Genomic DNA, 18,578 nt, shown 5'->3' on the forward strand with positions numbered 1-18,578 from the left:
GTGAAGATCTGCTTAGTAAATGAAACAGGCGCCGGGGACGGCGCCTTATCTGTTCTGGCGGCCCGCTGGGGGCTGGAACATGATGAAGACAACCTGATGGCGCTGGTGATGACGCCGGAACATCTGGAGCTGCGCAAGCGCGATGAGCCAAAGCTTGGCGGGATTTTTGTCGATTTTGTCGGCGGCGCGATGGCGCACCGGCGTAAGTTCGGCGGCGGTCGCGGCGAAGCGGTGGCCAAGGCGGTTGGCATTAAAGGGAGCTATCTTCCGGACGTGGTGGACGCCACGGCGGGGCTGGGGCGCGATGCGTTTGTGCTGGCCTCGGTGGGCTGCCGGGTGCGGATGCTGGAGCGTAATCCGGTTGTCGCCGCGCTGCTCGACGACGGGCTGACGCGGGGCTATGAGGACCCGGAAATCGGCCCGTGGTTACAGGAACGTTTACAACTTATTCATGCCTCCAGCCTGACGGCGCTCACCGACATCACCCCGCGCCCGCAGGTGGTTTATCTCGACCCCATGTTCCCGCATAAGCAGAAAAGCGCGCTGGTGAAGAAAGAGATGCGGGTGTTTCAGTCGCTGGTGGGGCCGGATTTAGATGCCGATGGCCTGCTGGAACCGGCTCGTCAGCTGGCGACGAAGCGTGTGGTGGTGAAGCGGCCGGACTATGCGCCGCCGCTGGCGGACGTTGCGACCACTAACGCGGTGACCACGAAAGGGCACCGGTTTGATATTTATTCGGGTACGCCGGAATAGAAAAAGCCGGGTGGCGGCTTCGCCTTACCCGGCCTACATCCTCGATCTATTCCCTCTCCCTTTGGGAGAGGGTTAGTGAGGGGAATTTAACGCACTTACTCGTCTTCTTCGTCACGCAGTGGAACAATCAGCATATCCACGTGAACGGTGTTAATCAGCTGGCGCGCGGAAGACATCAGTTTGCTCCAGAAGTCCTGATGGTGACCACATACCACCAGGTCCATATCGTATTTCTTAATCGCATCAACCAGCACCTGGCCCAGATCGCCGCTACCGCTTAAGGTTTCAGTGATCGGATAGCCCGCGTTGGTAGAAAGCTCGCTCAGCGCGTGGTGAGTCTCTTCGGAGATGCGTTTCTGCATATCGCCGAGATTCACGTCGATCAGACCGGTGTAGAGGTCGGAGTAATTCACATCAACGTGAATCAGCGAAACTTTCGCGTTGTAGGGACGTGCCATGGATACTGCTTTATCAACCAGCACTTTACTCTCCGGGGAGAGGTCTACCGCGATAAGAATGTGTTTGTAAGCCATAGTGTTACTCCTTCCTTAAGTTATCGATGACTAAATGGGAAAGCCGTCGTCTGATGCTTTCATTACGGCCCAGTTAAACATATTTTTCAAGCTTTGGTGTTGATAACGATTAACCTTGTGGCAAAAAAATTAACGGATCTCCTACACTATTTAATGAGCCGTTCGGATATTAAAACGCGAACCGGATCGACTTTTGGTCATTCTTTCACTGAACTGTCTGTCAGGGCATTGGGGTGCGGTAGCTCAGGAGCCTTGCTTCGTGGGCGGACGCCGGGGAGGATGTATGATTAGCACCGTCGCATTGTTTTGGGCGTTATGCGTGGTTTGCATAGTGAATATGGCGCGCTACTTCTCATCGTTACGTGCGCTGTTAGTGGTACTTCGTGGTTGCGATCCGTTGCTTTATCAGTATGTGGACGGTGGAGGGTTCTTCACCTCGCACGGACAGCCCAGCAAGCAGATGCGTCTGGTGGGGTATATCTACTACCAACGCTACCGCGATCACCACGATGAAGAGTTTATCCGTCGCTGCGAGCGCCTGCGTCGTCAGTTCATTTTGACCAGCGCCCTCTGTGGTCTGGTTGTGGTGAGTATGATTGCGCTGATGATTTGGCACTGAGCATAAAAAAAGCGGGCCAGTTTCCTGACCCGCTTTTTTGTCGCCTTCAGCCGATTAAATCAGCTTCAGCGAAATCCAGTACAGACCGCCAGACAGCAGGATGGACGCCGGGAGGGTGAACACCCAGGCCATCAGGATGTTGGTCACGGTTTTACGCTGCAAACCGCCGCCGTCAACAATCATTGTACCTGCCACGGACGAAGAGAGTACGTGGGTGGTGGAGACTGGCATACCGGTGTAACTCGCCAGACCGATAGATACCGCTGCCGTCATCTGCGCGGACATACCCTGCGCATAGGTCATGCCTTTCTTACCGATCTTCTCGCCGATGGTGGTCGCCACACGACGCCAGCCAATCATCGTACCGATACCCAGCGCCAGCGCGACCGCCATGATGATCCAGATTGGCGCGTACTCAATGGTATTGAGCATATCGCCTTTCAGTTTCTTCAGCAGACGTTGGTCGTCAGCATTAACCTCTGGCAGCTTCGCGACTTTATCGGTCACGTCGGAGATACAGAGCATGATGCGACGCAGCTGACCACGCTGTTCAACAGCCAGTTTGTCATAGCTTTCGATATCGGCCAGCATGCCTTTCGCACGTTCCAGCGCGTTAATCGCGTTTGCCGGATGGCAATGGAACTCGCCCGGTGCCGTCGTTGCGCCTGACTCCGGAGAAGGAATCAGCTGGTCCACGCCGGTCGCTTTCTTCAGCAAATCAGGATGCTGCTGGAAGTAAGTCTCAACGTTGTTTACCGCATCACGGGTACGGGTGATTTCGTAACCGGAGGCGTTCATGTTAACCACGAAGCCCGCCGGTGCGACGCCAATCAGAACCAGCATCACCAGGCCGATACCTTTCTGACCATCGTTCGCGCCATGAGAGAAGGCGACGCCGATAGCGGAAATGATCAGCGCGATACGCGTCCAGAACGGCGGCTTTTTCTTGCCGTCTTTCTTCTCACGCTCTGCTGGCGTCAGGTGGATACGCGCACGTTTTTTCGTGTTGCTCCAGTAGCGACGCAGGATGAAAATCAAGCCACCCGCCACCACCAGACCGACGATAGGGGAGATGATCAGAGAGCCGAAAATGCCGAGAACTTTCGGGATATTCAGCGCATCAACGACGGAGGTCCCGGTCATCAGGGCATTGGTTAACCCGATACCGATAATCGCGCCGATGAGGGTGTGAGAGCTGGATGCCGGCAGGCCGAAATACCAGGTACCGAGGTTCCAGATAATCGCAGCAAGCAGCATAGAGAACACCATGGCCAGGCCATGACCGGAACTCACGTTAAGCAGCAGATCCGTTGGCAGCATATGCACAATGGCATACGCAACGCTCAGTCCGCCCAGGAGGACACCAAAAAAGTTAAATACCGCCGCCATAACAACCGCAAGCTGCGATCGCATTGCGCGAGTGTAGATAACCGTTGCTACTGCGTTTGCAGTGTCGTGGAAGCCGTTGATCGCTTCGTAAAACAGCACAAAAACCAGAGCAAGCAATAATAAAAGCCCGGTATGTAAATCCAGGCCGGCAAACAAATGTAGCATAGGACGTTACGCCATTTTGAGGACATGAACGCGGCGCATTATCCAGGACAAATGCGCAACGGGCAAAGTGAAATATAGACTTTTTTTGACATACCACCTGATTTGAGAAATGTGCCTGAAAGGATAATCTTTAAATATCAATGAAATGGCTTTGTAATATCTTTTTACGCTGGTGCGACCACTGAGGAAACTTTACAATCCGCGGCAGTTAACGAAGAGGATTTTGACGTGGAAAGGTTTGATGCCGTAGTTATTGGCGCCGGTGCGGCGGGTATGTTTTGTGCGGCGATGGCCGGACAAGCGGGTCGTCGCGTGCTGCTGCTGGATAACGGAAAAAAGCCTGGCCGCAAGATCCTGATGTCTGGCGGTGGGCGCTGCAACTTTACTAATCTTTATGTCGAGCCTGCGGCCTATTTGAGCCAGAACCGCCATTTTTGCAAATCTGCGCTGGCGCGCTATACCCAGTGGGATTTTATCGAACTGGTGGGTAAACACGGTATCGCGTGGCATGAGAAGACGCTGGGACAGCTGTTCTGCGACGACTCCGCGCAACAAATCGTTGATATGCTGGTGGCCGAGTGCGAGAAAGGCGGCGTAGTAATGCGATTGCGCACCGAAGTGCTGGACGTCGCCCGTGACGAGCAGGGCTACACGCTGCAACTCAACGGTGAGACCGTCAGCGCCGATAACCTGGTGATCGCCAGCGGCGGCCTCTCGATGCCGGGGCTGGGCGCCTCACCGTTCGGCTATAAAATTGCCGAGCAGTTTGGCCTGAAGGTACTGCCCACCCGCGCCGGGCTGGTACCGTTCACGCTGCATAAGCCGCTGCTGGAGCAGCTTCAGACACTCTCCGGCGTGTCTGTACCGTCGGTCATTACGGCCGAAGACGGCACGGTGTTCCGCGAAAACCTGCTCTTTACCCATCGTGGACTCTCGGGGCCGGCGGTATTGCAGATCTCCAGCTACTGGCAGCCGGGGGAGTTTGTCTCCGTAAACCTGGTGCCGGACTGCGATCTGGACGCCTTCCTCAACGAGCAACGCGCCGCGCACCCGAATCAAAGCCTGAAAAATACCCTGGCGATGCAGTTGCCGAAGCGTCTCGTGGAGTGCTTGCAGGTGTTAGGGCAAATTCCGGATGTTGCGCTCAAGCAGCTCAACAGCCGCGAGCAGGAAACGCTGGTGGAGACGCTGACGAACTGGCGCGTACAGCCAAACGGCACCGAAGGCTACCGCACGGCGGAAGTGACGCTGGGCGGCGTGGATACAAACGAACTCTCATCCCGCACGATGGAAGCCCGCAACGTGCCGGGTCTTTATTTCATTGGTGAAGTGATGGACGTGACCGGCTGGCTCGGCGGGTATAACTTCCAGTGGGCGTGGGCCAGTGCCTGGGCATGCGCGCAAGCGCTGGCTGATGTCCGAGGACAATAAAGTTGTACACAAAGCACTAAAGTTGTAACCATTCTCAAAAAACGACGCTAATGTTGTATACTTACTGAATGTGTGGTTATAGGGTTGGAGACTATAAAATACACATATAGGTACGTATCAATGTCGTTTTTAGGGTACGATCATGGCTAGGGGTAGGCGTCTCAAATCCTATTTGGATTATGAAAATGCGCTAGGTGACGGCATAGGAGTGGGCTATGGCCAAAGTTATCAGCCCTGGCTTAGAGCTCAGGACGTTAAATCCCGTGGAAACCGTTCGATAGTCTTTGGCCTTAAGACGTTTCGAAACCATCATCTCCTTTCTTCTGTCGAAAGTAACTTTTTCTATCTGGCTGAGTTTAATGACTCGGTGATTGATATCCGGGAACAATTCCCACTCTTTCCTCTCCGGCTTACCCAACAAATAGCAAATCATCTACATTTTCAACATCCTATGGTGAGGGGAGTAAGAGGAGTACCTGTCGAAGTTCTGAATGTTATGACAACCGATTTTTTACTGACCTTGAGAACTCCTGAAGGCGGACTTCGATACAAAGCTATAGCAGTAAAACATAACGAGAGCATACCTGAACGCGAAGCCCAAAAACTTGAAATAGAGAGGATGTTTTGGCAGTTGATTGATGTTGAGTTTCAAATTTATGTTGGCTCGGAACTCAATAACGTCGTCGGTAAAAACATTTGCTGGGCTACTTCTGTATTAAGAGATGGTTCTGAATTTTATGATAAATATCCTCTTGATAAAATCCTATGGAAGCTTAAACCAGATGTTTATCCCATAGTAGGACTACGTGCAATGATTTCATCAATCTTTGGGGTAGATGCACAAGAAGCGATGATGTTATTGCAGGCAATGATTGGATTAAAAATGATAAATGTTGATTTATCATATCCAATACTCGAAACCGGTCTGATAAAGATAATTTCCAATGACCACTATATAGGACTGAACGCAAATGGATATTATTAGGAATTCAGTCTGGCTCTCTCAAGGCACTGATTTGCTTGCAGAGGGACTTTACCGTGTTTTGGATTTTGACAGAAAGGTCGATTTGTTAATTTTGTTTAAAATAAAATCAGAAAGAACGGGTAAGCCAATCCCTTTCTCATTTTCAATGTTTAAATATTATATTGAATCAAATAGCATAACTTGTAAAGATTATATATATCCTTCATATATGTTAGTAGATGAGAAAGAATTAACAGATAAAGACAGAGGAAGGCGAGATGAAAATTACAATATCATTAAAGATCTTGTAGATGACAGAATGTTTCTGTTCGACTATGCATTACATAAAAAGTCGCACCTTTTAATGGATTACTCAAGAAATAAAAAAATATCACAATATACTATCAGAACGCTTCTGGCGTTGTATTGGCGACATGGGCAGGATATTTATGCATTGCTACCCGCATTCTCGAACTGTGGCGCCGCTGGGAAAAGTAGAATCAAACATGAAATTAAACTTGGGAATTCCAAAAAAAACAGAGCATTACCTAATGAACGATCACGTGTTTTCATTCTTAATGAAAGAGATATAAATAATATTAGAAAATCTCTCATTACGTATCATTATAAAGTTAACGGAGATACGATAAAGAAAACATTAGAGAGACATATTGATTTGTATTTTAGGGATGAAATTAAAACAGCAAACCTAGAAAATAGAGCTCCATATGTTCCTTCTTTAAAACAATTTTCATACTGGAATAAAAAACTCTTCACTAAAGATTTCTCGATAAATAAGAAGAACACGAAAAAAGAAATAGACCTCAAAATGCGGGCGCTTTTAGGTAGTGTGGCTAATACAACTGTTTTGCCGGGTGATGTTTTCGAAATAGACTCAACTGTCGCTGATGTACATCTTATTTCGAGTTTAAACAGACGAAAAGTCATTGGGCGTCCTACTATTTATACAGTGGTGGATCGTGCAACAAGAATGATTGTTGGCCTTCATGTTTCTTTATACCATGCTTCATGGCGAGCCGCCCGACAAGCGTTAGCAAATTGCTTTATGCCAAAAAAAGAATATTGTAGATTATTTGGAATCTCTATTACTGATGATGATTGGCCTTGTTCTCACATTCCATTAACATTGATGTGTGACAACGGGGAGATGATTGGTCTTAAACCTCAGGAAGAGATGACCCCCCTGACAAAACTTGAGTTTGCGCCAGTCGGTAGAGGCGACAGAAAAAGCATTGTTGAACGCTGTTTCGGCATTCTGAATGATGAGGTTATTCATAGGCTTATTGGAACAACACGAAGGGGAAAGATTGTTAAAGGAGAGCCAACACCGCAATCCAGGGCTTGTTTAACGATTCAGGAGGTCACGTCTTTACTGATTCGGGAGATACTTGCACATAATCAGAGAACGTATGAGGAACTGGCTTATATCAATCCCTTACTGATTGAAAATGATCTCGTAATATCACCAAAAAATAGTTGGATGATAAGCTTAAAGCACGGGAGATTCAGCGCAAGAGCCGTTGGGGCCGACGAAGTGATCGCACGATTGTTAATCCCTGTGAACGCTAACATTACCGCCGGTGGGATTCAGTACAATAATCTTTTTTATGAATGTGATCCTGAAATTGCATCAGGTGTCAGAGTATTTGGAAGAACCACTTGTGAAGCAAGAATAGATGACAATTGCGTAGATTATATATATGTAAGATTTGACAAAAATAGCATTTTCAAAAAACATTACCTACTTAAGAAAAGAGATGTATTTAAAGGGAAAGCTCATCTTGATACAGATGTAATGGCTGATTGGGTAGATACTCAAAAAGAAATTAATTTATTTACTCTGGATTCGCTCAGCAATATCAATAATAAAGATGAATTTAACAGGAAAGGTAACGAAAGATTAAATGAAATATACGAATCTCGCCGGGTACATGGTAAAGATATTAAAAAGAACAGGAAAAATGAACTTGATTCATTAGGACGAACTCATGTTGCTAATGGAAGATCTGAACCCCTACTTCCTTCATCCAGTAATGTTCTGCTTTTGCCTGGCCGGGAGGAGAAACAAAGATGGTTAAAAGGTAAGAAGAAGACTGAGGACGCAGAATAATGAATCTTATACGGCGCGTTTCAGCGATATATAAAGAACAGGAGTTACCTGAGTATCGTGGCAATCCCTTAATTGAAGCACTTCCTGAAGCGCTTACGGAAGATGAAGTACTTCTGGAAATGAGTTATTTCCCCGAAATTGACGAAAAAATCCGCTGGACTGCCCCGGCGAATGTTAGAGAGCAGTATGTCGAACGTATAAAGAAATTCCGTTGCCCTCAAACCAATCTTATCCAGGCTTATAAGATGATCTTACGGGCACTTAGGGAAAGCTATGCAGCTCGTAATCCTTTAAAAAGCGGAACAATTCAATATCTTCATTACTATGGAAATGAGCGTCCTGATATTGAGCCAGAAAGTGGATATTTTAAATCCCAGGCTGAAACTATTACGATAGTTGGAATGAGTGGTTCTGGAAAAACTACCATGATTGAGCAAGTCATGGATCATTTCCCTCAGATTATAGAACACAGCAGCTATAAAGGAGTTTTTCCCGGCTTCAGTAAGCAAATTGTATGGGTAAAGATTAATTGTCCATACAATTCAAGTGTGAGAGACCTTTGTGAAGAGATTTTACAAAAATTAGATGATGCAATTGGTATTGAACGAACTACACCTGAGATTAGAAATGGTGCTCTGGCTCGCCAGATTGCACAAAGAATTAAATCATCATTTTTGGGTATCCTTGTTATTGATGAAATGCAGAGGCTTAAATTTTCAAGAACCGGGGGTGAGAGTAAGTTGATTGATTTTTTACATGAAATTGTAGATTCCATGGGGGTATCTATGGTTTTTTGTGGAAATCATCCTTTTGACGAGACGCTGACAAAGAAAATGAGAATTGCCAGGCGGGCAGAGTCTGGTGGTTACATGAAAATTAAGAATGTTAGATACGATTCACAAGACTGGCAATCGTTTATTCATTATTTATGGCCATTACAATGGACAAATGTTGAAACTCCATTAAATGATGAGTTAAACGAAAAATTATTCATTTTATCTAAAGGCAATATTGGATTGGCTCAGATGATTTATCGGGGGGCACAATTAAAGGTTATCGGTAGCGGCAATGAAATCATCACTGGCGCAGTCTTGTCGGCCTCTGTACCGGTACTCGTGAGTCATACGGAGGAATATAAGGATACTCCACTCCCGGGGGCCGCGACTGAAGATGAGGAAGCTAAATGGCTCTCTGCATCTAATGAGGGTGATGCTTCGGCTAAAATCATGGCAGAGAAGTCCCTAAAGTCTTTGATCCCTGGGGATATAGACAGGCCACAGCACAAGGAATTCGTAGGAAAAATAGACGAGGTTTTGCGCAATTTCGACGAGAAAATACTGTCTCTTGACCACGATCTTGTTATCAACAGAACAGCTGAAAAGAAAAATACCTACGATGCTCTTCAGCGTTGCGGGCTTATAAATATAGATCCACTTAATAAATTGTAATGAGGTAACAGTTCGTAACGGTCAAAGAGAGGTGTGGGAAATGAGAATGTTGCCTGTTTTGCCTGATGAATCCTTGTTCAGCCGGTTTTGTCGGACAACTACCGTGTACGGTATGTCCCCATCTTCTCTGTTAACGATCATTTTCAACAAACCTGATATGAACGTCCATCCAATTCTCAATTCAGGATTAAAGGCTATTTCTCTTCATACATCCGAAAGTGCAGATCAGCTCTGGCATGAACAGACTTTACTCCCTCTTTTTGCCTGGGCACTACCAATCAGTCGTAATGAAATTATGGATTTCAACACGACCCCTGCCAGGCTTAATCGATTGTGCCGCCTTAGTAATTTTTCACTAGGGCAGCGCACACTATTGAAGTTTTGCCCGGTTTGCGCTCGTGAAGATACTTTTCATTATGGTGTTACTTATTGGCATCTGGCGCATCAGCTTCATGGGGTTACAACCTGCCATCGGCATCCGGTAGCGCTTGAAAGCATCCATGTCCCTTCTTCACCGCACATACGTATTGGACTGATGCCTCCTGTTTCGTATACAGAACAACTTAGCAATGAGATAGACTTCGATTTTGCTAAGTTTTGTTATGAGTCCCTAAATATAATCAGAAGAAAAGATATTACACACCCCAATTACATGGATGTACTTAAAAAGTTGAATTTATTATCATTGGATGGAAATTTAAAGAAAAATGTATTCTACGCACATGTTTATGCTAAGTGCCAGTTATTTGGGGAGGGTTCATCGGGACTTATACCAACATCCCTAACTGATTATCATTACTGGGAGCCTATACTCAAAGACAAATGTTGTCAGCATCCCACAAAGCATCTTTTGCTTTGTTATTGTTTGTTAAATACTTGCTGGCCAACGTATGCAGGAAGTCGTACTAATAAAAAGAAAGAAATCTTTAAAAGTCATAAGAAATACAGTTTTCATATAGTTGAAAATAATACTAGTGTTAGCAACCTTGGGAAGGAATTTAGTCGCAGCAGATGTTACATTAAAACACTTATTTATAAAAAATACCTGAGGGCGTTTAAGCGAAACACAAAAATTAATATATTCACTGAATTGCTTATCAAGTCTATGGCTGTAAGGGGGTTTAGTCTGGCATCCATAGCTGAGAAAAACTCATTATCGGAAGGAGCTGTATCCTCTGTAATTTCATCTTGTTACGGTTTATGCTCATGGCGTAAAAAATGTAAAAAAGATTCTTTAAGACGGCGTCATAAGCAGAAAATATTAAGATTTATACATAATCAATCCGTTTCTATAACACGAAAGTTAGTCAAAGAAAGTTGTTATGCAAGTTTCTATTGGCTAAATAAACATGAATGTGACTGGCTTAATTCCTGTCTTCCTAAAACAATACGATGCTATAAAAATAAAAGAGTAGACTGGAGCGAGAGAGATATTATCTCATCATCATTAATAAATGATGTTTTATCTCAGGGGCAGTACTCGATGTCACTTACAAGTCTAGATGCTTTACTGGGAGGGCATGGCTGGCTTTTGAAATACAGAGATAAACTACCAATGACAATGATACTTCTCAGAAAAATGGAACTAATTAAATAAGAGGGAGTTATATGGTTTACGAAAATGAATTGTGGCACAGTTTTCTTCTGCGTTCACAGATAATGTATAACTTATCCAATTGCAGGAACATAATATCAAAGCATGGCGCACTAAGGTACGATGCCTTTCCTCGTTTCGAACTGATTGATATGTACAAATTGCATAGCTTGCAGGATATATATGACATTCTTGCCACTAGAAATGGTTATATACTAACTTCCAATATAGTGTCGTTATCTTCTGGTGTTTACGGGTATTTTAACGCTATTGAAGATGCCTGTCGGAAAAATTTTCACATAACTAATTCATATCCATTGGTAAACATCTCAAACATTCGTTACTGTCACAAATGTATTGTTGAAGATATACACTCTAAAGGCATTGGTTATCTGCGTCATAGATGGTTGTTTGAATCTAAATGTGCAGTTCATAGTACCAGTTTATATGAGGTTTGTTTTGATAACTATTTGAATGCAGTGAAAGGACTTAGTGACTTAATTATAAGTGGAATAAATCCTCATGGTTATTGTTCCCTTGTGGTTGACGTTTCAAACCCTTTCAAAAATCCAGTGTATATATTACCATGTGCACGTAATAAAATTTTAAAATGGATTTCGGACAATAAAAATATGCTGATTTACTTTCTCTTTGATCTCTTCAAATGTAAGTCGCATTCAAGTTTATCTAAGGTTATCGAAGTCAAGATAATGCATGATAGATATATTTCTGCGGTGTTCAAGATGTTAAGTGAAGTTAATTTTTGTAATTTCAACTCATTTATTTCTGATATTTTTGAGGACGTAAGTTATGCCTCTATCGGACTTGATGATTATTCTGTTAATGTGCATTTTCTCAGGCTAAGGGCTGCAGATTGTAAATTTTGCCAGTTGAATGGTAAATATTTTTGCTCACTTTACAATGTAAAACTTCTTCGCTAATTTCACTTCATTTATAAAATACTAAGAAAGCTAGTTAGATAAGGTTTTATATTTTGACTGGGGCAGGAATAAATTATCACTCATAGAGTTTCCCTGGGGGTTACCACCTGTGTATGATGCCGGTTAGCAACAACGTCTAAAAGACCTGCGATCACGTGGGTCCCTCTCCAGCAAAGGGGCAAGGGGTGCTATATAACGGTGTACTGCTTACCCAATACGGCCTTGTATTTGAAAGATGCCGCATCTTGGCAGGATTCGTATTACAGCCTATAGTCTGTTAATGAGCATTACAGCCTATATGCTGTAAATCCCTGCGTTATGCTTGTTAACTCGTCGATACGGAAGGTCACTTATGAACACTCAATACGCTTTGAAGACTTTGAATCAGTTACGTCCTGTTTTAATCGGCTTTCGCAAAGCCAATGGACTGACGCAAAAAGATGTTTCTGAACGTTTGGGTATAACACAGCAAACTTATGCCCGACTAGAGGCCAACCCTGCAAGTGCGGGTTTTGAGCGTTTGTTTAGGGTGTTCAGCGTCCTTGGAGTGGAGATCGTACTTTCATCCAGGGAACCATTGTCAGATGCAAAGCCCGAATACGGAGCTATGCACAATTATTCTTCACTTCCAGCCAGGCGGGAGAAATGGTGACGCCTGGCGCTTCCCGGTCTAATTTTTCTTCAACAAGATTAACCCCTTAGCGGCCTGAAGTATCAGGTTGCGATAGAGCCTTTCATTTCTTCTGTTATGTTAAATACACCATTTTGAGCTATTTCGCTCGGCCTTAAATTATCTCTTCATTCTTCAGTGAAAATTTTATGTCGATCACATTATCGATGAATTTAGGAAATAATCCGTAAATGAAAATCTATCTTCTTTTAAATTCATCAGTGTCAGTAGCAAATATTACGCATAAAAGAATGGTTATTATTATCATTTAAATTATAAAGCTCATGAGTCAATTCCAAAAAATATAATAAGCATTGAAATCATTACCCGTGATTCTGGAGTTTTAACTTTGCCATGTAACCAACCACAAGTTAGTTTCCGGTGTTTTGAGGGGCAGTAAAGTTCTGAAAGCGCGACCAGATCATAATCCCGAAATGTCGTTAAGATATTCTGAATAACGGTTATCCCTGCTTGTTGGCAGGCATTTGAAAATATATTTTGTATTCAGGTTGCAGCAAAACGCTTTCTTACACACAGGACTTCATATGCGGCTCAGAAAATTAAAACTGAAAAACTTCAGAGGCTACAGAAACTCTACTGAAATCATTATTGATGAAAGCATGACGGGTATTGTCGGTCGTAATGACTTTGGGAAATCAACGCTTCTGGAAGCGCTGGCTATTTTTTTTTGAAACAGAAGGAATGAAGGCTGACAAGAATGACATGAACTGTTTCAGCCTAAGAGAAGGGGACGGCCGTTTTGAAATAGCCTGTGAATTTGATGACCTGCCCGATTTTATCATGATCGACGACAGGGTGCAGACCACGCTCGCCTCAGAACATCTGCTGAATGAGGACGGCAATTTTGAAATCGTCAAAACGTTTAAAGCAACGACCTCAGGAAAACCGGAGCAGACCTGCATCCGCTGCATCCACCCGGATGAGGAGCCCCTGAGAAATTTACTGGGCATGAAAATTTCTGAGCTCAAGGCGGTGGGAAAAGAAGTTGAAAAAAATGTGGCGGATAAACGCACTGCATCGTTATGGCGTCAGGCCATCAGGAAGCCGCAGCCCCCTATACTGTTCGGAAATTATGCTGGATGTCGATAAGAGTTCGGAACCGACACAAAATCATTATGGGTAAGATCCTCGATTTGCTGCCCACGTATGCGATTTTCAAAGCCGACAGGGAAAGCAGCGACGGGGATTCCGAAGCTAAAAACCCCTTACAGCAGGCCGTAAAAGACGCTCAGGCTGCGCTGCAGGACAAAATTACAGCGCTGGAAAATGAGATTCAGGACAGCGTCCTGGATGTCGCACAGAGAACGCTGGATAAATTACGTGAAATGGCCCCCGAACTCGCCAGTGAACTGACTCCACGATTTAAGGAGAAACCCAAGTGGACCTTCAATTTCACCCTGGACGGGGAAAATGGCATCCCCATCAATAAGCGCGGCAGCGGGATAAGGAGGCTTATCCTGTTGAATTTTTTTCGGGCTGAGGCTGAAAAGAATGTCGCGGGGACGCCCAGAAATGTGATTTATGCCATAGAGGAGCCTGAAACGTCACAGCATCCGAACTATCAGATGATGCTGATGAAAGCGTTACTGGCACTGGCAGGCCAGCCGCACCGTCAGATTATCGTCACCACCCATGTCCCGGCGCTGGCCGGATTAATCCCTGTCGAAGGCGTACGTTATGTTACCCGAAATGAGGCGGGTGAACCCGTAGTAAAAATGCCGGATGACGCAGTGCTGAAGGAAGCCACTGAAAGCCTGGGGGTGCTGCCAGAGACCGGTATGGAAAGGGCGCAGGGGATTGTTCTGGTAGAGGGAAAGTCGGATGTTACTTTCCTGAGGCATGCGGCCAGTTCATTAAAACAGTCAGGTGCGCTGCCAGCCTCTCTGGAGGACGTGAAAATAGTGCCAGTCCTCATAGGAGGGTGTGGTAGCGTCAAACACTGGGTTACATTGAATCTGGCCAAAGATCTGGGGCTTCCCTGGTGCGTATTTCTGGACTCCGATATTGGGGGAGACCCTGCACAGGTTCTGTCCATCCAGAAGCGTAAAAAAGAAGTAGAGGAGGCCGGTAAGGTATTTTTCGCTACGCGCAAACGTGAGATAGAAAACTATCTGTGCCCGGATCTTATCGAGGAAATTACTGGTGTAGCCGTCACGTTTACGGACACCTGTGACGCTAAAAAAATAATCGGCCGGGCTGTGGGAATGAAACCCGATAATGTACTAGATAAATTCTGGCCTCAGATGACATCAGAAAGAATCATCTCAAGATCAACCTATCATGACGGAACGCAGGAGAGAAGCGAGCTGGTTGAGATCCTGAGCGACATTGTATCCATGACGAGATAATGTATTAAATAAGCATCTCAGGTGCATATATTCCGGTCCTCAACAAAGGACCGGAGTACAGAGTAGTAAAAACCCGAAATTAATCGGGTTTGAATTATATAAAGATTAACCGACTCCCGCGCCCAGGAACGATGTAAAATCACGCTTGTCGTGACATTTCTACAATGTTTACTTTTGACTATCAAGCCATTTATTCATCTGCTCAATTTCACCTTTTTGAGCTTTAATGATGTCCTGCGCGAGCTTTCTCATTTTCGGATCTTTTCCGTATTTGAGCTCGGTCTCAGCCATTGCTATTGCCCCTTCATGGTGCGCTACCATGCCTTTCGCAAAAGCCTTGTCGGGATCGGACTCATTTACGGCAGCCATCATTTTGTCATGCATGTCTTTCATGCCAGCCATATATTCCTGTGACGAAGCCGAGGTAGACATATCAGTCATTTTCATTTCTGAATGTTCTGCTGAAATCGCTGGCAGGGATAACATTAATACTGCAAATAAAGTGTTTCTGGCTTTCATAAAAAATATCCTTTTAGCGTTGATGCCCGTTAACTGTAGCAGAATCTGATAAAAATGCCCCTGTAGGGGGCAAAGATGTTGCCATATATCCGGTTACGGAAAAATCTATCAAGGAAATAAGGACAGCACAGATACTTCCCTCGCCGTCAGCCTGCACTGAGCATGCGACGATGCGCTTCGGCCATGGCCTGATGTGGGCCAGACTGACCGTTATTCATAAATTCATGGGCAACTGCAGCTCTTTCATGCTCATTCATTGCCGCTAATGACTTCGACGGCCCGGTAGGGGAAACGGTCTGACTTCCCATCATCCTCTGATGACTTTCCACCATTTTCTGGTGCGCATCCGCCGACCCGTTCGTCATGGTTTCATGAGCAATAATGGCCTGTTCATGCTGGTCCATACCGGCCATACGAGGTGCAGTCCCCTGGATCCCGACAGGAGCCGCAGCAGACTGCATCTGGTGAGCAGGTGCCTGTGCATTGTTGACCCGCTCATGGATATTCACGGTTTCAGTGGCCCAGGCCGAAGAAATTAAGCCAAAGCCCAGCAAGGATGCTAATACGATATTTTTCATGATAACTCTCCATTTCTTAATTAGTGATGTCCGGGGGAGTACAACCGGTGTTTTCAGTTCCATAACTGAAACAGGTTCGGAAGTGTTTATTTCTCCGGGAGGGGACTGGATATTCATTTCCTGGCGTCCACTGACGCCGGATATTGATAAAGCAATCCAGCCTTCCTGATAAGTTGCACTAATTATATCGAATGGCTTCTGTTTGCTGCATGACAGGCTAATGACATCTTTGTCATTTAAATCTTTATTCCCAGCACTGGGTGTCCGGAATCATTTTCTCCAGTCTGGGCACGGATAAGATAAAACGCGTTGAGTGTACGTCCGATTCCACCTGCACTCTTCCGTGATGTGCTTCCACGATTGACTTCACAATCGCAAGGCCGATGCCGCTGCCTTCTCCTTTTCGTTGTCTGGACGGATCCACCCGATAAAAACGGTCAAACAACCTTGATAAATGCTCTTCAGGGATTGGTTTCCCCGGATTTTCAATCACAAGGTCAAAAAAGCTCTCCTGCTCTCTTATTGAGACGGTGATTGCCTGTCCCTCCGGGGTATAACGCAGGGCATTGGATAACAGATTATTGATCGCCCTTCTGAACATTTGTGGATCTCCCTCAACCAGGCAGGGCATCCCGTTAAATTTGAGCGTGATATTGCGTTCTTCGGCCCAGGCTTCGAAAAACTCGAAGACTTTCATGACTTCCGCTCTGAGGTCAAACATGACCCTGTCAGGTATCAGCTGATTATTATCTGCCTGTGCCAGGAACAGCATATCGCTGACCATTTTGGTCATCCGGTTATACTCTTCAAGACTGGAATAGAGGACATCCTCAAGTTCCCTCTGTGTTCGATCCTGACTCAGTGCGATTTCAGTCTGCGTCACCAGATTGGTGATGGGCGTTCTGATCTCATGCGCGATATCGGCAGAGAAATTGGCCTGGCGGGTAAAGACATCCTCAATCTTTCCAATCATATGATTGAACGAGATAACCAGTTGCTCCAGCTCAATGGGAACGCGTGTCGGTTCCAGTCGCGCATCAAGATTCTCGGAGGTGATGTTTTTAATGGCATTGCTGACATTACGAAGGGGCAGGTGCCCCTGACGGACAGCGATTCGAATGATCAGAACAATCAACAGGCTTATCACGACGGCAATCGCAATCAGGTTCTTTTTCAGCGCATCGAGGTAATGGAGATGGAAATTAATGGATAGGCCAGTCAGCATGACATAGTTCTGCTGTTTGCCCTGAAATATCGCCTGACCAGAGGAGGCGATAATCCTGTATGTTTCCATCTTCATTTTGGACCCGGTATCCATCGGTCCCGCAGGATCCTCCACCGTCCAGAGAAAGACATCCCGTGCGCGGCTGTGCTCGCTAAAATCTGCTGAATTCACTGCCGGGCGTAGTGCCGCCCCCTGAGCTGAGCTAAAGAGCACTTCCCCCCTGGGATTGAGGAGCAAAAGGGCAACGTTGCGGTAGCTGGCAATTGATTCCTTTATTTTGCTTATTTTTTTATCATCCGGATCCACCGGGGACTGCAGTATACGGTTCAGTGTGGTGCTGATTTGTTGAAGATCGCTGACATCCTGCTCGGCAAAATGATTTTCAACAGAATGCAGCATAAACCAGGTGAATGCGATAAAAGCCAGTATCGTGGACAGGCTGATAAAAAAGGTCAGCCGCAGAGCGAGTGAGAAAGGGCGTCTGGAAGGTTTGCTATGCATCCGGGACCTCCAGCATGTAGCCCACGCCCCGGACTGTCTGGATCAGCTTTGTCTCGTAATCGTTGTCTATTTTAGCGCGGAGTCGCTTTACTGCGACATCGATCGCATTAGTGTCGCTGTCAAAATTCATGTCCCAGACCTGAGAGGCAATCAGGGAGCGGGGAAGAACCTCTCCCTGATGGCGAATGAAGAATTCCAGCAGGCTGAACTCTTTACTGGTGAGCACAATGCGGTTTCCGGCGCGACTGACTTTTCTGGATACGAGATCAATCGAGAGGTCAGCCACCTTAAACTGGCTTTCCGTGATCATCGTGTTTCCCCGCCTCAGAAGGGTTCTCACCCGGGCGAGCAGTTCGGCAAACGCAAAGGGTTTAACCAGATAATCGTCCGCACCCAGTTCCAGTCCTTTGACCCTATGTTCGATCGTGCCGAGGGCTGTCAGCAGTAAGACCGGCATACCCTTTCCGGCAGTGCGCAGCATGCGGATGATATCCCAGCCGTTCACATCAGGTAGCATGATATCCAGAATGACTAAATCATACTCGGCTGTCATGGCGAGATGATATCCGGTAAGACCATTATCAGCGTGATCCACTACGAACCCTGCCTCTGTAAGCCCTTTGCTGAGATATTCACCTGTTTTAATTTCGTCTTCGACGATCAATATTTTCATCTTGCTCCCCGGCTGGCTGCTAATGTCATTCTATTGCGCCCACGATCGTTATCAACGGATTACAGCAAAAATGAC

The 18,578-nt window shown here is 45.8% G+C and carries 15 protein-coding genes and 1 pseudogene; 10 read left to right on the forward strand and 6 right to left on the reverse strand.

Annotation, left to right across the window (positions count from 1 at the left end):
* The gene (rsmJ, locus tag AM329_RS19395) at nucleotides 1–753 is read left to right on the forward strand and encodes a 16S rRNA (guanine(1516)-N(2))-methyltransferase RsmJ (RefSeq protein WP_032608084.1); all 753 of its coding nucleotides are present in this window, start codon (nucleotides 1–3) and stop codon (nucleotides 751–753) included.
* 95 nt (nucleotides 754–848) lie between these two features.
* Here rsmJ and uspA read toward each other — a convergent pair whose 3' ends face one another.
* On the reverse strand, nucleotides 849–1,286 hold the full coding sequence (gene uspA / locus AM329_RS19400) for a universal stress protein UspA (RefSeq protein ID WP_003861223.1): 438 nt from the start codon (nucleotides 1,284–1,286) through the stop codon (nucleotides 849–851).
* 283 nt (nucleotides 1,287–1,569) lie between these two features.
* Between uspA and uspB the strand changes: the two genes are divergently transcribed.
* Complete coding sequence (gene uspB, locus AM329_RS19405) at nucleotides 1,570–1,905, forward strand: universal stress protein UspB (RefSeq protein ID WP_003861224.1); 336 nt, start codon at nucleotides 1,570–1,572, stop codon at nucleotides 1,903–1,905.
* A 54-nt stretch (nucleotides 1,906–1,959) separates the two neighbouring features.
* Here uspB and pitA read toward each other — a convergent pair whose 3' ends face one another.
* Nucleotides 1,960–3,459: an inorganic phosphate transporter PitA gene (gene pitA / locus AM329_RS19410; protein ID WP_003861225.1), complete on the reverse strand. Its 1,500-nt coding sequence runs from the start codon at nucleotides 3,457–3,459 to the stop codon at nucleotides 1,960–1,962.
* A gap of 228 nt (nucleotides 3,460–3,687) precedes the next feature.
* Here pitA and AM329_RS19415 point away from each other — a divergent pair, with 228 nt between their 5' ends.
* From AM329_RS19415 to AM329_RS19460, 8 genes and pseudogenes are all read left to right on the forward strand, one after another.
* Nucleotides 3,688–4,890 (forward strand): NAD(P)/FAD-dependent oxidoreductase, encoded by a 1,203-nt coding sequence (locus tag AM329_RS19415; RefSeq protein WP_023304587.1) that lies wholly within the window; start codon nucleotides 3,688–3,690, stop codon nucleotides 4,888–4,890.
* A gap of 142 nt (nucleotides 4,891–5,032) precedes the next feature.
* Complete coding sequence (locus tag AM329_RS19420) at nucleotides 5,033–5,875, forward strand: TnsA endonuclease N-terminal domain-containing protein (RefSeq protein WP_000090707.1); 843 nt, start codon at nucleotides 5,033–5,035, stop codon at nucleotides 5,873–5,875.
* Nucleotides 5,862–7,985 carry a transposase gene (locus AM329_RS19425; protein WP_000351437.1) on the forward strand — a complete coding sequence of 708 codons (2,124 nt, stop codon included), beginning with the start codon at nucleotides 5,862–5,864 and terminating at the stop codon, nucleotides 7,983–7,985. Before AM329_RS19420 ends, AM329_RS19425 begins: the two co-directional genes overlap by 14 nt.
* Nucleotides 7,985–9,433 (forward strand): ATP-binding protein, encoded by a 1,449-nt coding sequence (locus tag AM329_RS19430; RefSeq protein WP_001049180.1) that lies wholly within the window; start codon nucleotides 7,985–7,987, stop codon nucleotides 9,431–9,433. Before AM329_RS19425 ends, AM329_RS19430 begins: the two co-directional genes overlap by 1 nt.
* Nucleotides 9,434–9,473: 40 nt before the next feature.
* Nucleotides 9,474–11,030 (forward strand): TnsD family Tn7-like transposition protein, encoded by a 1,557-nt coding sequence (locus AM329_RS19435; protein WP_001324699.1) that lies wholly within the window; start codon nucleotides 9,474–9,476, stop codon nucleotides 11,028–11,030.
* Between the two features lie 11 nt (nucleotides 11,031–11,041).
* Complete coding sequence (locus tag AM329_RS19440; RefSeq protein WP_000262420.1) at nucleotides 11,042–11,968, forward strand: hypothetical protein; 927 nt, start codon at nucleotides 11,042–11,044, stop codon at nucleotides 11,966–11,968.
* A gap of 352 nt (nucleotides 11,969–12,320) precedes the next feature.
* Complete coding sequence (locus AM329_RS19445; RefSeq protein ID WP_001097216.1) at nucleotides 12,321–12,620, forward strand: helix-turn-helix transcriptional regulator; 300 nt, start codon at nucleotides 12,321–12,323, stop codon at nucleotides 12,618–12,620.
* A gap of 563 nt (nucleotides 12,621–13,183) precedes the next feature.
* A pseudogene (locus AM329_RS19460) lies at nucleotides 13,184–15,007 on the forward strand (AAA family ATPase).
* A 168-nt stretch (nucleotides 15,008–15,175) separates the two neighbouring features.
* Here the strand turns inward: AM329_RS19460 and AM329_RS19465 are convergent.
* From AM329_RS19465 to silR, 4 genes are all read right to left on the reverse strand, one after another.
* Nucleotides 15,176–15,526: a DUF305 domain-containing protein gene (locus AM329_RS19465; protein WP_000647571.1), complete on the reverse strand. Its 351-nt coding sequence runs from the start codon at nucleotides 15,524–15,526 to the stop codon at nucleotides 15,176–15,178.
* A 146-nt stretch (nucleotides 15,527–15,672) separates the two neighbouring features.
* A complete protein-coding gene (gene silE / locus AM329_RS19470) occupies nucleotides 15,673–16,104 on the reverse strand; it encodes a silver-binding protein SilE (protein ID WP_000790485.1) in 432 nt (143 codons plus the stop codon).
* 244 nt (nucleotides 16,105–16,348) lie between these two features.
* Entirely contained in the window at nucleotides 16,349–17,830 is a 1,482-nt protein-coding gene (gene silS, locus AM329_RS19475) for a copper/silver sensor histidine kinase SilS (RefSeq protein WP_001377740.1), read from the reverse strand.
* Complete coding sequence (gene silR, locus AM329_RS19480; protein ID WP_000697968.1) at nucleotides 17,823–18,503, reverse strand: copper/silver response regulator transcription factor SilR; 681 nt, start codon at nucleotides 18,501–18,503, stop codon at nucleotides 17,823–17,825. Before silR ends, silS begins: the two co-directional genes overlap by 8 nt.
* Nucleotides 18,504–18,578 lie beyond the last annotated feature (75 nt).

Source organism: Enterobacter cloacae complex sp. AR_0002, assembly GCF_001922365.1.
Classification (GTDB): Bacteria; Pseudomonadota; Gammaproteobacteria; order Enterobacterales; family Enterobacteriaceae; genus Enterobacter; species Enterobacter hormaechei_C.

Coding starts and splice junctions, on each gene's coding strand:
- AM329_RS19445 (WP_001097216.1), top strand. CDS start 12,321: ATGAACACTCAATACGCTTTGAAGACTTTGAATCAGTTACGTCCTGTT.
- AM329_RS19430 (WP_001049180.1), top strand. CDS start 7,985: ATGAATCTTATACGGCGCGTTTCAGCGATATATAAAGAACAGGAGTTA.
- AM329_RS19425 (WP_000351437.1), top strand. CDS start 5,862: ATGGATATTATTAGGAATTCAGTCTGGCTCTCTCAAGGCACTGATTTG.
- silR (WP_000697968.1), bottom strand. CDS start 18,503: ATGAAAATATTGATCGTCGAAGACGAAATTAAAACAGGTGAATATCTC.
- AM329_RS19465 (WP_000647571.1), bottom strand. CDS start 15,526: ATGAAAGCCAGAAACACTTTATTTGCAGTATTAATGTTATCCCTGCCA.
- pitA (WP_003861225.1), bottom strand. CDS start 3,459: ATGCTACATTTGTTTGCCGGCCTGGATTTACATACCGGGCTTTTATTA.
- AM329_RS19440 (WP_000262420.1), top strand. CDS start 11,042: ATGGTTTACGAAAATGAATTGTGGCACAGTTTTCTTCTGCGTTCACAG.
- uspA (WP_003861223.1), bottom strand. CDS start 1,286: ATGGCTTACAAACACATTCTTATCGCGGTAGACCTCTCCCCGGAGAGT.
- silE (WP_000790485.1), bottom strand. CDS start 16,104: ATGAAAAATATCGTATTAGCATCCTTGCTGGGCTTTGGCTTAATTTCT.
- AM329_RS19435 (WP_001324699.1), top strand. CDS start 9,474: ATGAGAATGTTGCCTGTTTTGCCTGATGAATCCTTGTTCAGCCGGTTT.
- AM329_RS19420 (WP_000090707.1), top strand. CDS start 5,033: ATGGCTAGGGGTAGGCGTCTCAAATCCTATTTGGATTATGAAAATGCG.
- silS (WP_001377740.1), bottom strand. CDS start 17,830: ATGCATAGCAAACCTTCCAGACGCCCTTTCTCACTCGCTCTGCGGCTG.
- uspB (WP_003861224.1), top strand. CDS start 1,570: ATGATTAGCACCGTCGCATTGTTTTGGGCGTTATGCGTGGTTTGCATA.